The sequence below is a fragment of the Streptomyces sp. NPDC037290 genome, from assembly GCF_055603245.1.
In genome coordinates this window covers 1-13489 of sequence record NZ_JBVJVZ010000029.1, presented here as the reverse complement: position 1 = coordinate 13489, position 13489 = coordinate 1, and the positions used below count along the sequence as shown (strand labels likewise).

The 13489-nt window shown below is 66.4% G+C and carries 10 protein-coding genes; 5 read left to right on the top strand and 5 right to left on the bottom strand.

From position 1 onward, the window contains the following. The first annotated feature begins 456 nt into the window (after positions 1-456). Positions 457-1962 (top strand): transglycosylase domain-containing protein, encoded by a 1506-nt coding sequence (locus ACZ7HQ_RS40180; protein ID WP_471001063.1) that lies wholly within the window; start codon positions 457-459, stop codon positions 1960-1962. Between the two features lie 285 nt (positions 1963-2247). After that, positions 2248-3306 carry a rod shape-determining protein gene (locus tag ACZ7HQ_RS40175; RefSeq protein WP_471001060.1) on the top strand — a complete coding sequence of 353 codons (1059 nt, stop codon included), beginning with the start codon at positions 2248-2250 and terminating at the stop codon, positions 3304-3306. Between the two features lie 377 nt (positions 3307-3683). On the opposite strand, the gene ACZ7HQ_RS40170 is transcribed toward ACZ7HQ_RS40175, so the two are convergent. Continuing rightward, positions 3684-4388, bottom strand: coding sequence for a lysophospholipid acyltransferase family protein (locus tag ACZ7HQ_RS40170; protein WP_471001057.1), 705 nt, complete (start codon positions 4386-4388; stop codon positions 3684-3686). Between the two features lie 537 nt (positions 4389-4925). Between ACZ7HQ_RS40170 and ACZ7HQ_RS40165 the strand changes: the two genes are divergently transcribed. Further along, positions 4926-5651 (top strand): helix-turn-helix transcriptional regulator, encoded by a 726-nt coding sequence (locus ACZ7HQ_RS40165; protein WP_471001054.1) that lies wholly within the window; start codon positions 4926-4928, stop codon positions 5649-5651. 578 nt (positions 5652-6229) lie between these two features. Here the strand turns inward: ACZ7HQ_RS40165 and ACZ7HQ_RS40160 are convergent. Then, positions 6230-6595, bottom strand: coding sequence for a YbjQ family protein (locus ACZ7HQ_RS40160; protein ID WP_471001051.1), 366 nt, complete (start codon positions 6593-6595; stop codon positions 6230-6232). Positions 6596-7035: 440 nt separating this feature from the next. On the opposite strand from ACZ7HQ_RS40160, the gene ACZ7HQ_RS40155 reads away from it, so the two are divergent. Then, positions 7036-7449 (top strand): preprotein translocase subunit TatB, encoded by a 414-nt coding sequence (locus tag ACZ7HQ_RS40155; protein WP_471001049.1) that lies wholly within the window; start codon positions 7036-7038, stop codon positions 7447-7449. A gap of 296 nt (positions 7450-7745) precedes the next feature. Beyond that, positions 7746-8003 carry an Lsr2 dimerization domain-containing protein gene (locus ACZ7HQ_RS40150; protein ID WP_471001046.1) on the top strand — a complete coding sequence of 86 codons (258 nt, stop codon included), beginning with the start codon at positions 7746-7748 and terminating at the stop codon, positions 8001-8003. 75 nt (positions 8004-8078) lie between these two features. Here the strand turns inward: ACZ7HQ_RS40150 and ACZ7HQ_RS40145 are convergent, their stop codons facing one another. The 3 genes from ACZ7HQ_RS40145 to ACZ7HQ_RS40135 form a co-directional block, all read right to left on the bottom strand. Then, complete coding sequence (locus ACZ7HQ_RS40145) at positions 8079-9887, bottom strand: glycoside hydrolase family protein (protein WP_471001043.1); 1809 nt, start codon at positions 9885-9887, stop codon at positions 8079-8081. Positions 9888-10491: 604 nt separating this feature from the next. Next, complete coding sequence (locus tag ACZ7HQ_RS40140) at positions 10492-12597, bottom strand: translocation/assembly module TamB domain-containing protein (protein WP_471001040.1); 2106 nt, start codon at positions 12595-12597, stop codon at positions 10492-10494. 651 nt (positions 12598-13248) lie between these two features. Next, positions 13249-13489, bottom strand: a 241-nt coding sequence (locus tag ACZ7HQ_RS40135) for a hypothetical protein (protein WP_471001037.1), incomplete at its 5' end; no start/stop codon positions are given.

Genomic DNA, 13489 nt, shown 5'->3' with positions numbered 1-13489 from the left:
TCAGAGGTAAGACGCATCGCGGCGCGCCCGAAAAAGCCTCGGCCGGGTTGGCCAGGGGTGGCCTCCACGATCGTGCGGGCTCCCCCACACACGTCCGGAGACACGATGCCGGCCCGCACCTCAACGGGACACGAGGTGCCCGCCGGTCCGGCCGCATTCCCTGAACTCCTCACACGTCACGTTCAGCGACCGTGACTACACATAGCTCCTTTTCATGGTCCTTTGCTGGAGAATCTCAGCGTGCCACACCATCCCGACGGCTCCGCTGCACTGCCGCCTCCCACCATGCCTTCCCGAACCGCGGGCCGCCGCGTGCCTGCGTCCCGCTCCCCACGAGCGACGGGGCCGACGCGTCGGCGCGGAACACACCGCTCGCGGCCCTCCCGCAGCCACCGGACGCGACGGTTACGGCCGATGGCGGCATCAATGCTGACCCTGATCCTTACGGTCTGCACGATGACGGCGCTGGCCTGCGCAATGGTGGACATCCCACGGCCACACCCCGAAGCAGTGGTGCAGAGCACCGTCTTCCTCGATGCCCATGGCGCCTACCTCGGACGGCGCGGCCCTGTGGACCGGCAGGACGTTCCCCTCTCCCGGGTACCGCGGCATGTGCAGGACGCGGTGATCACGGCGGAAAACCGCTCCTTCCGAAGCGACTCCGGCATCGCGCCGACCGCGATCGCCCGTGCCGTATGGGCCACGATCACCGGTGGCACCCGTCAGGGCGGCTCCACCATCACCCAGCAGTACGTCAAGAACGCCCTGCTGTCGCCGGAACGATCGCTGTCCCGCAAGGCCAAGGAAGCCCTGATCGCCGTCAAGCTCGACCGTGTCCGCTCCAAGGACGAGATTCTGCAGGGCTACTTGAACACCGTGTACTTCGGCCGCGGCGCAGCCGGCATCCAGGCAGCCGCCCGCAATTACTTCGGTGTGAACGCCCATCAGCTGAGCCTGGAGCAGGGTGCCGCGCTCGCGGCCGTCATCAACCTGCCCTCGTACTACGAACGGGCCGGAGCCGACCTGAAAGTCACCGCCGCTTTGCGCAGCCGCTGGGCGTGGGTGCTCGACGGTATGACCCAGACCGGTGCCATCACTGCCGGTCAGCGGGCCCGAGCGGTATTCCCCGCCTTCCGCCTCTACCGGCCGGGCGGCGCCGACGGCCAGCGCCAGTACCTGCTCGACGTCGCCGCTGCCGAGGCCGCCCGTCGGCTCCATATCAGTCCGGGCCAACTCGCCCGCGCCGGCTACACCGTGCACACGACCTTCGACCTGGTCCTGCAGAACAGCGCCGCCCGGACCATCCAGGCCCGAGCCGACGCCGCCGCACGCACCGGCCGTAGACCCCGCAAGGCCAGGCTGCACACCGCAGCCGCCGCCGTCGTTCCGGACGACGGTGCGATCCGGCTGCTGTACGGCGGCGCCGACTACGCCCGCCAGCCCTTCAACGACGCCCTCCACGGCGCCATCGAAACCGGAACGGCCCTGGACCCCCTCCGCACCGCCCGGCTCGGACGCCCTCTGGACCGGCTCCGGCGCACCCCCACCCCCACTCCGGTCCAGGTGACCGCCGCGTACGCCGCCCTTGCCGCCGAGGGCCGCTACGCCACGCCGTACACCGTCGCCAAGATCACCCGCAACGGCAGGACCCTCTACACCGCGCGTCCGTCCACCCGCCCTGCGATCACGAAAGCCACAGCAGCCGGTCTTCGGCATCCCCTCGCCCCGGCCAGTCCCCCAGCCCTCCACACAGGCGGAGCCGCGGACCGCACTGCCTGGGCCACCCGGTACGACCCCCACCTGGCCCTTTCCGTCGCCCTGTTCGCCGAAGTCCCCGCCACCGGCACCCACCTCGCCATCCCGGCCGGCCTCACCCCCCTCACCGGCCGCCTGTCTCCGCAAACGATCGCCGCCCGGATCGCGACCGACATCTGGCCAGGCCAAGCACGTTCAAGGCACTGACCCAGTGCGCCTTGTCAGCACACCCGTTTGCGCGACTGGTGACGTGACATGTTCGTCGATGTCTAGACGTCCGCCCGCTGGCCGCCGCTTTCACCGCTGCCCAGCAGCTCCGCCCCGGCTTCGCCGGCCACGTCCGCGACAGCGCCGTCTTGAGTGCCACCCACAACCCGGATCCCCCGTTCGGCCCATCCACAGAAGGCGCCCGGTCCACCACTCCGCGCACGATGCACTCGAAAGCCGCCGCCCCGGCGCCTTTCACGGTCTGCGCTGTCGGGAGGAAGTGCCATGAGTGTCAGTCTGGAGCATGTGCGTCGCTGTCATTTCGCCGTCGACCTGGGGGCGGCGCGGACCCGGGTGTACGTCAAGGGTTCGGGGCTGGTCGTGGACCAGCCATCCGTCGCGGCGGTGAACATGCGGACCGGCGCGTTGATCGCGGTGGGCCAGTTCGCGGAACAGATGACGGGACGGACGCCCGGTTACATCAGGGTGGTACGTCCGGTGTCCGGTGGGACTGTCGTCGACATCGAGATGGCCCAGCGCATGCTGGGTCAGTTACTCGGGGACAAGATGCGCCGTGCCCTACGGCGCAGACCCCGATTGCGGGCCGCCGCCTGTACCCCGTACGACGCGGACCCGGTGGCCCGGCGGGCGGCCATCGAGACGCTGGCCGGGTTGGGAGCACAGCGGGTGGAGTTGGTGGACACGCTGATCGCGGCGGCGGTCGGGTGCGGGCTGCCGGTCGGGCAGCCCGAGGCCACCATGGTCATGATGTGCGGAGCGGCCGCAACGCAGATCGGGGTGCTGTCGCTGGGTTCGATCGTGGCCGCCGAACGCATTCCGGTCGGGGGTGAGGCGGTCGACCACGCGATCGTGCAGCATCTGAGGCAAGAGCACGAGCTCATGCTGCCCAGCCAGTGCGTACGGCCACTCCAGCTCGCCCTGTCCGGGAACGGTCGCATCCCGCACGGTCTCGTCTCGACCGAGATCCACGGCCGTGATGTCGCTACCGGGCTTGCCCGTTGCGTGCGGGTCGACACCGCCGCCGTCCGCGCCGCCATCCAGATCCCGCTCACGGCCGTGATCGATGCCATCGGCAAGGTGCTGCGCGAATGTCCGCCCGACCTGGTCGCCGACCTGGCGGACCGGGGCATCGTGGTGGTCGGCGGCGCCGCGTTGCTGCCCGGCTTCGAACAGATGCTGCGGCAGGCCACCGGCATTCCGGTGCACATCGCCGACCGGCCCGACCTCTGCGCCGTCCAGGGCATCGGAGCGATGCTGGAGGGCAGAATCGACTCGTCGGTGCTGAACCCACTGAGCCTCTTCAGCGGACACCCCCTGGAGTGATCAGCCGCCAGCCGTTGACCGGGGCCTCTACCTGCGCAGGCCGCCAACTCCTGCGGAGCACCCGTAACCCGATCGGTGGCCACTCTGAAGAAGCTCACTGGCCGCATGAGGCCACGGCCACGGACACCACATGACCGGCGGAACCGTACTTGTCATTGCAGGCTCGCACGCGCCCGTTCGGGGACGGGACGCCGGCAGGGGAGCGCGCCGCTGAAGGTGCCGCTCAGGCTGGCTCGTGACCGCCATCGCCATGGGGTCCTGGCCGCTGTCCAGGCGCTTGTCGCGTCACCGTCGTACGGGGGTGGTGACGAGGCCTGGCCGGGGGGCTCGGGCCGCCTACGGGTCCCGGTATGAGCCCGTCGCCCGTCGCTCCTTCATCACGGCCTTGCTTGCTTCTCCATCGTGGCCGTCTGCTCCCTCTTGACGAGAGCCGCGTACTGGTCGACGTACTCCTGCTCGGACAAGGACAGGATGGCATACATGATCTCGTCGGTGACGGTCCGCAGGATCGCCTTGTCGTGCTGCCTTCCGCTGTATCGGGAGAAGTCGAGCGGCTTGCCGAAACGGATGATCACGGGGTGCGCATGGGGGATCACCTGGCCCGGGGGCTGTGCCTCGAAGGTGCCGATCATCGCGCAGGGAATCACCGGGACACCGGCCCTGAGCGCCATCACCGCGACGCCGACCTTGCCCTTGTAGAGCCGGCCGTCGTGCGAGCGCGTCCCTTCGGGGTAGATACCGAGCAACTGGCCCTTGCGCAGTACGCCAAGCCCTTCCCGGATAGCGGCCAGGCCCGCGTCCTTCCCCGTGCGGTCGACGGGGATCTGTCCGGCGCCACGGAAGAAGAGCGCGGTCAGCTTGCCCTTGATGCCAGGAGCGTTGAAGTACTCGGCCTTTGCGAGAAAGGTGATGCGGCGCTTGAGAATCGTGGGCATCAAGAAGTGATCGGAAAATGAGAGGTGGTTACCCGCGACGATGGCTGGCCCCGACGGCGGGACGTGTTCGAGTCCCTCGACGCGAGGTCGGAAGACCAGTCGCAGCAATGGGCCCAGTAGAACGTATTTGAGTAACCAATAGAACAAAGGACACTCCTCGCGCAAGCGGGTTCTCAGGGCGGACAGGGGCGCTTCCGGATGGTGAAGCCGATCGGCTCGGATCAGACTGGTGCTACTGAGAAGTAGCCGTCAACGAGAGGCCGCAGTGTGGCCCAATCACCGTTCATGTCTGACAGACAAGTGACGCTTGCCTCCGCTTCGATCCTGCTGTAATCCACGTTTCCCGCGGTCTCCCCGAATCGGTCTTCAACGCCGCCTCGGATCCGGGAGAGGTCCGCCCGGCGTTCCACGTCCACGGGACGCGGCCTTCGAGGACCTTCAGGCCGTACGCCTCGATGACGCTACTGCCGTCGCGGTCAGTCAGAGCGGTCGTGCCGGTGTGACCACGGGGGCGTCACGAGAAGCATCAGGGCACCGTCCGGGCAGCTATGGTGCCCAGGAAGGCCTGGTCAACTCACGTGCCGACGCGAGATGTAGATACGGCCGCCACCTCGCGGGCGTCGTCCTCTGGTGTTCGCCCGCAAGCACATCCATGTCCAAGAGATCATGAACAGGTAACGCCTCATGCCCCGCACACCGCACAACAGACAAGCTGTGTCCGCCGCCATCTCATCGGACCCCGCAGGCGCCGGCTCCACGCACCGGGCGTCGTGCACGGGCCGGCCGGACCGGGTGACGGTGGCTGTCTACGCGGCCGATCCGGTGCTGCGTGTCGGTGTCGTCCACCAGCTGCGCCAGCGCCCGGAGCTCGACATACTCGACTTACCCGATGCGGCGCGGCGGGCCCAGGTGTCGCTGGTGGTCGTGGACAGCGTCGACGACGACGTCGCCGACTTACTGCGCCGGCTGCGGCGCAACTCCGGCACCCGCACGGGCCTCGTGGTCAGCAGTCTCGGGTCGGGTGGCCTGCAACGCGTCATCGAGTGCGGAGTGGCGGCGGTGCTGCGACGCACCGAAGCCGACCAGGACCGGCTGCTTCAAGTGGTCCTGGCGATAGCCAACGGCGAGGGGGTGCTGCCCGGCGACCTGCTGGGCAAGCTGCTCACCCACGTGGGCAGCCTACAGCGCTCGGTGTCAAGCCCGCCGGGTCCGTCCATGGGCACGCTGACCACACGGGAGGCGGACATGCTGCGCCTGGTCTCCGAGGGGCTGGACACCGCGGAGATCGCCCGCAAGACGTCGTACTCCGAGCGGACCGTCAAGAACGTCATGCATGAGATCCTCACGCGACTGCACCTGCGCAACCGTGCCCACGCGGTCGGCTACGCCCTGCGCAACGGACTGATCTGACGACGTCGGGCCCCGGACTGTCCGCAGGAACATCACACGTTGCCCCCAGGTATGCCCCCGCCGCCCTCCCGCGCCGCGTGCGGGAGGCGCAGGGTGGCCGACGGGGCGTCGACCGGGCCGGTGTCGTCGGTGCGCACCAGCCTTGCTTGTCGCGACAGCAGCAGATCACATGCCTGCGGCAGGACATGGCGTGGACCGGTTGACCGGACCTTCGAAGGCACTTTAATGACGGGTTCCATTCCCCTGATCACAAACCGGCTGGGCCCGCTCGTACTCTTCGTGAAGAGAAACAACTGTCCCGGCTACTTCTTCGATCTGAACGCAGCGGAACCCGAGTGAGAAACAGAGGTCAAAGGACGCGCCGACAGCTCCATTCCCCTGTGTCGTTTCACGCGCAGTTCGCCTCGGAGCTAGTGACGAGCACGCACGGCCCGTGTGCCTGACGGCCGCCCACGCCCAGCGGTACGGGTGCGCAGCAGCGCCGACCGATGCCGCCGCTTATGGAGTTGCTCGGGCCGGTCGTCATTCGGTCATGGGCGGTCGGAGCCCTGTGGTTGAGGGCCGGCGCATTACTGCGGCTACTCTCGGACGAGGACCACCGCCGTGCCGTAGGCACACACCTCGGTGCCCACGTCCGCGGCCTCGGTCACGTCGAACCGGAACGCCAGCACCGCGTTGGCACCACGCGCGCGTGCCTGCTCCACCAGACGTTCCATGGCCTGGTTGCGGGTCTGCACGAGGGTCTTGGTGAGCCCCTTCAGCTCGCCGCCGATCATCGACTTCAGCCCGGCACCGATCTGGCTGCCGAGGTGCCGGGAGCGCACAGTGAGCCCGAAGACCTCGCCGATCACCTGCTCCACCCGGTATCCGGGTAAGCCGTTCGTCGTGACGACCAGCACGTCCGGCTCGGGACCCTGACCGCCGCCGTAATCGTTGATGTCCATGGCCCACAGCCTGATGCCGCCGGCTCTGCCGCGCAATCCAGCGCTCGGGCTCAGGCCAGACGGCCCGTCCGCTGCTGACCTCGGTGGGTTGACGCGGACGGTCCGCATCGAATGCCGACCGCCTCGTCGGTGACGCCGCGGTAAAAATGGCCACCCGCAAGCCCCGACATGGTTACGTCCTTGGCGGGCGAGCCGAATTGCCCTTTTTCGTTCGTGCGTTGGACCTTCGCGATATCGATGCCGAGGACTGCGGCCTAACGGATCGGGGAGCTCACAAGATGCCAACCTCTTGAAGGTGCTGTATCCCTGTGCAGTGGGCGTGGGCGAATTCGGTATGTGGAACCCGTCACATCTCGCTCTACGCCGCCGAGCGCATCCCGGCGGGCTGCCGTGTGCCGGTCAGCCGTCGGGTGACTCATCATCTGAAGAAGGGACACACCATGTCCAAGCTGGCACGTCTGGCCGCAGCCGCTTCGATCGCCTTCATCACCGCCGGCGGAGCCATAGCCACTCCTGCCTCTGCCGACTCGGCCCCTGCCTACACCTGCACCAACCAGGACACCGCAGCGGGCCACACCGTCGTATGTTCCGGCCCGATCGCGGTCGACCCCCTCCACATCCTTCCCGACGAAATCGTCACCATCTCAGTGAAGGACGACCACGTGCTCACCGACACCCAGCTGATCACGCTGCAGACTGCGCTGGCGAAGATCTACGGCAGCGGCGCGGCGCTGTCCGTCACCGTGCAACTCGCCAACCTGCAGACCTCGGTGGTGAACACCTACTTAGCGGACCTCCGCATCACACTGCTGCCCCTCAACGTGAAGGTCTGCGTCGGCAGCATCTGCGCCTGACTCCCGGGGCGTCCGGGCCCCACCAGCCTGCCCCCGCGACCGTTCCGCACGGGGGCAGGCCCCTCGTGTCCGCACCAAAGCGCCGACCGAGGCTCCGCCCCGGAACTGCAGCCGAGCAACTCCGGTCACCGCTGCAGCCGTCGCCCGCGCGGGGACCCGGACCCGTCACACCCGGCTTGCTGTGCGCAGCCACCTGAGTCCGGGGGCCTCAACCGCGCCGGAACGCTGCTCTGTATGCTCCAGGCATACCCGATTACCCATGGCTGGTGAGCATATTGAGCAGACTCGGGTGGTGCATGACGGGGCATCACCACTCCTGTCCCATCGCAACGACGAGCGGCATCACCTGCGACTGCCCATGCCATGCTGCCGCGCCCCAGGAGACTCCCGCCTGCACGGACGACGAGCGAAGCGCTGAGAACGTGAGGAACGTGGCGTTCGGACTCGACGGTGTCGCGTACGAGATCGCCCTCAGTGCCAGACAAGCATCCGAGCTTCGAGCCGCTCTCACTCCTTTCATGAATGCGGCCCGCCCACAAGATGCGGCGCCTTGACGCATCCGCCCTGCCGTGGACGGAAGTTCAGTACCGGCCCGAAGGCTTCGCCGCCCGGCCTCGATGGTGTCCCGTTCAAGGGGTTGTGTAACCGAGGACGCCGTCCCCCACCGGATACCCCTCGCAGTTGGGGATGAAGGTGGTGAGATGATCGCCGCTGACGGGGCTGTAGCAGCGGTACAGGGCAACGGTGTCCTCCGCCTGGCGGGGCAGGAGGTAGCCGAGCACGCCGTCCCGGTGGGGGTAGCCCTCGCAACCGGGGTTCGTAGTGTCCATGTGGTCGCCGTTGCCCGGGTTGTAGCAGCGGTAAAGGGGCACGGTGTCCGGGAGTTGGCTGGGGTAGACGTGCCAGAGGAGGGCGTCCCGGCGGGGGTAGCCCTCGCAGCCGAGATCGGTCGTGTCCATGTGGTCGCCGCTGCCCGGGTTGTAGCAGCGGTAGAGGATGCGAGAGCCGGTACCCGGCCCGGAGTCGAGGCAGAAGAGGCTGGGTCCCTGTGGATGGGACTGCCAGTTTGCGCGGTCCACCATGGTGATGGACGAGTGGTTGTCGGTGATCAGCCGCAGGCAGCTGACGGGCCAGAGGCTGTTGTTGTCCAGTTCGAAGGCCGCCAGCAGGCCGGATGCTCCGAGTACCGTCTGGCTCACGTGCAGGGACGCGCCGTAGGGAATGGTGTAGTAGATCGACTTCGGCACGAACATCTCGTTGTGGGTGAGGTCGGTGTAGGCGGTGACGTCCTGGATCTGCAGGCGCGTGCCGTTCACCACGACAGCGGCGGGCAGCCCCGGGAACTGCAGCCCGTATCCTTCGTACATCGCGGCGATCCGGCTGGGCGACATGGCCGCGCAGCTCGTGCCGCTGAGCAGGTCGAGACCGATGTGGGCCAGCTTCCGCGGGGGGTAGGTGATGGTCGAGCGGATCACGTCCACGGGGATCCGTCCGCAGTCATTGGTCGCTGAGACAACGGAGTGTTTGTCCGGGCGCGAGGCGATGCCCGGTCCTTCCGTCCACTGACCGGGGATGTTCACGTCAGCAAACTTTTGCCGTGCGAGATTGCCGGGGTCGAGAAAGGTCAGTGTGGTCTGTCCCGGAGCGTTGTCGTGGGCGATGATCAACGCGTCCAGGGCGTCGGAGTACTGCCAGTCCGCCGAGAAGGCGTTGGCGATGGAGAAGCTGCGTGAGTTGGCATCGGTCTTGGCCTGCCAGCCGGCGGCGGTGTAGACCTCGACCTGGGACTGGAAAGCTGGATCGGGCGAGCGCCAAGCGAACTGGCCGGCTCCGTTGCCCAGTGCCCCGGCACCGGTGGTGTCGGTGAACATCAGGTAGAACATGCCGTTGAGATAGATCGCGCTCGGCTGACCCGCACCGTAGGTGTTCCCCGTGTTCTGCTGGTTGGCCTGGGTGATGATCGGCTGGTCGTTGTTCAGCCGGGTCCAGTGGATGCCGTCGGGGCTGGAGGCGACACCGATCGTGGTCGGCTCTCCGTCGTGCCGTTCGGCGCCGTAGTACAGGTAGTACGTGCCATTGACTCGCACGACCGAGGGGTCGCAGGTGTGCTCGTTGTCGAAGCTGCCGTTACCGGTTCCCTCGAAGACGATCTGGTGGGGTGCCGTACTGCCCGGGGCGTGGAAGGGACCGTCCAGGCTGGACGACTCCGCGTACAGGATGTCGTCGCCCGGGACCTTCTGTTCGGGGGCCTGGCCGCACCACCACATCTTGTACACGCCGTCCAGCATGACGGTGGGCGCGTAGTCGTACGCGGAATCCCCGACGACGGCTCCCGGACTTGCCCGATAGGAATCCGTCCCCACGGCCGGAGCGGCGGACGACGCGGATGCCGGGCGGGGTCCCGCGTGGGCGGTTCCGGTCAGGGACAGGGCCACCATGGATAACAGGAGGGTGAAAGCTCTCGCGCCATTTCGGATCACGGTTTCTCCTCGTTCCTGTGCCCCCAGCGCTCCTCCCGGCAAGTATCAACTCCCGACGTCGACTCCGCAGACCCTCCGTCCGCGGTGCGACAGCGCTCGCTCCGCGCCCTAGGCGACGCGTAGAAGCGCACCGGCGAAGCCCTGCTGCGCCGCGTACAAGTCCCGCGTGGCCGACTGGTGCGAACACTCCGCTACGCTGGCAAAGCCTGCGACCAGGAAGTGGGCAACACGCCCTCACTCCCCTCCTGCCAGACCTGGCCGACCTGGCCGAAGGCTTCACCCTGTTCTGTGCGGAGCGACGCCCCCCAATACACAGAGCCGGCCGGCAATCCCGGCATCACGAGGTGACCATGACGGGAACCTGTCTGCTTCCGGCGCCCAGGTCCGCCGGGCTCACGGGCCCGAGATTCGCCCGTCAGAAGGGCCCGTCGCGGAAGCGCCGCCCCTCGCTCCCGCCACGAGCCCCACGATCGCTGGAGATGACCAGCAGCAGGTGAGTACCACAAGAACCTCAACCAACCCGCCGACCGGTCACCGGTTTCCCGGACGCCCAAGCAGAGGACTACCGCTCCCCACGCGACCGGTTCTCACGCGACCGGTCCTCACGCTGGGACTGTTCACGCAGCTGGTCCTCACGCTGGGTCTGTTCACGCTTGGACCGCTCACGCTCCTGTTCCTCCTGCTGAGACTGGTTGCCGTCGTTGGAATGGGCGTCCTCCTTCGCCCCCCAATCGGGAAGCCGCGACTTGGTCCGGTCGGGCTCATAGCCGGAATGCTCGACGGGAATCTCGATGAACCTATCCGCGAGACTGTCCGAGGCCTTCCTCGTCTCCTTGCCCCGCTCCGTCACCGAGTGGCCGGCACCCTGGCCGCCAGTCGACGCCCCTTCTCCAGATTTCTGCTCGGGCGCTCTCCTGGAATCCGCCGAAGTTGAATCGGTAGCATGCGTTTCCGGCACCATCTCGCGCACAAGGTCCCCGAAGGTATTCAACTTCCGGGTCCCAGAGGGGGTGGTGACTTCGATTCCACCCTGCGGCGTGTACTTCACGCTACCGTCCCACTGCGGCCCCACGACGACGGCCTTGTCGCCAGCAACATCGTTCGCCGTGAAGGTAGGGTGCAAACCCGCCGTCCCCTTGATCACGAACCCCTCCTTCGACGAGCCACTGACTTCAACTCCGGCCGTCACTCCGCCGAATTCCAGACTCCCCTGGGGCCCACTCAGCTTTGCGTGCGGCGCAAACGTGACACCAGCTCCGACCTTGAATCCCTCCTTCGGCGACCATTCCAGGTTGCCGTTGACTTTCAACCCTTCAAGCTCGGCAGTATATGCACCCTGACCATCAGGGGAAGGCACCGTCAACGTCACCTTTGGGTTGAAATGGGAGTCAGCGCCGACCTTTACGTCGCCTTCCTTCGACATGTCGAAGTTGAGGTGGCTGCCCAGCCCCTCGACCTGCATGGCGTAGCCTTCGTGCTCCACCCTTAACTTCCCGTCGCCTCCCACATCGAGGTGGGTGACTCTGAACCCTCCCTCGGGAGTCCACTCCACATGACCATGGGTGTTCGTTCCCGCGACGGTGACTGTGGGTCCCTCACCATTGATCGTCCCGAACGTCGCCTGAGGTTCGAGCTTGGCATCGCCTTCAAATTTGACCCCATCCTTCGTCGAGTACGACACCTTGCCTTCAACGTTCACGCCTTCGAGCTTGATGTTGACGCCTTGAAGGGGGAAGGCCGCCTTCAGGTCGACCCCGAATTTAATATTGCCCGCGAAGCCCTGCTTCTCCGACCAACTGAATTCACCACCGGCCTTCGGCCCTGCGGCCTCGAAATTGCCGACCTTAGGAATATTGATCATCGCCGACGGATGGCCATCGAGGTTGCCCTTGACCTCCAGTCCGTTCTCTGCGGACCAGCCGATCGTGGCCCCAGCCTTCAGGCCTGATATGTCAACACCATAACCCTTGTAGGTCGCCTTGAGCTTCGGCTCGGCACCAACGGTCCCCTCGACGCTTTTCAGTCCCGTGTCCGAAGACCACTCAAATTTAGTATTCGCGTTCAGACCCGACAGCTCGAGATCCACGCCGTTCTTGCCTTTGGTGGAAATCTTGGCCCTCGGGTTGAGGCCGATCTCACCCTTGATGTCCAGCCCGCCCCCGTTCTTCCAGTCAAATTCAGTATTGGCACTCAATCCCGAGAACTGGATGACTGAACCATCTGGACGCGTTATCTTCACCTCCGGCGCGACTGCTACCTTACCGTGAGCCCCACGCAGCATGCTATTGAACAGGGTATACATAGGCGAGGTGTAGCCTACGTAATCCCAAAATGTCTTGGGCGGGTCGAATTTCGGGTAACCAAAATCTAAGGAAGCGTCGACTGCGCCAATCCCGATGTCAATCTTGGACCCGTCGGCCGCTGTAAAAGTTTGATGCCTGAGGGGGATTTGAGGAAGAGCGACGCTGACAATACTTTCCGAGGCAGGCGTCACGGAGTCCGCGCCAAGGGTGGAGACGGGCGCATTCTTCTCGGCAGCCATGGCCGGTGCGGCTACACCAACGGCGCCGCCTACCCCAAGCGCAAGCCCCAGAGAAATTGCGGCATATCGGCTTGCTACCGCCGTTGCCACGTTACGGTTGCGTATCCTTTTGTGTCGTGCAGCCATGTCATAACTCCATAGGCGTAGAAAAGAAGAGCCAGGTATCCACTGCATGCAGGGAATCACCGGGATTTTTTGAGTGCAGGCAGGTGTAATTTCTGCCGCATCGCGACCCTGACAGGAACTCGGGTTTCCCTTCCTCTACCGGCCGCGTTGTTGTCTGGCGGTTGGACCCGCGAACAGCCAACCCCGTTACGCAAATATCCCGAACCTTTTGTGTGACGAAGAACACTCGTAAACACGGCACGCAAGCACGCCGCCAACCCAACGGCAGCGGATCAGCCGCGTCCACCGGGTTCTGAGCCCGGCCGGGCATCGCGGCGGGCGGCTCGGAGTAGCGCCGGGGCTGCGTCCGGCAGCGGCCCGGATGCGGTTGCGCAGCGTCTCAGTGTGAGCCCCGAGGTCCTCGGCGAACGCCTTGATCGTCGCCCTGGCCCACGCACTGGTACAACGCGACCGCGTCCGCCTTGAACGCGGCGAGGCGCCGTCCTTTCGTCGACCGGGCCATCAGCGGCACCGTGGGAACGCCTGGCCGGTGGGCGATCCCGGCCGGTCCCAGGTGGTGGCCGCCCCGCACGCCCAAAGGGAACGGTCCCTCCCCCGCTGGTTGCGCGGGAGGGACCGTTCGTTGTTGCCGAGGTGGGTTATGGGGTTGTTTTAGAGGGCGGCTCCGGTGGTGTTGCGGCGGCGGAGGTAGAGGAATCCGCCGAGGGTGAGCAGTCCTGCTGCGGCGCTGCCTACGGCCGGGTCGATCAGCGGGATGCCGGGGATCTGGGTGGTGACGCAGGAGTTGTTGTTCTGCAGGTTGGGGTCGGTCTCGTTGCCCGTGACGCTCACGCAGTTGTCGAGCTTGGCCGGGCCTGATGCGGGGGCCAGGCCGCGGACGGTGATGGTGTGG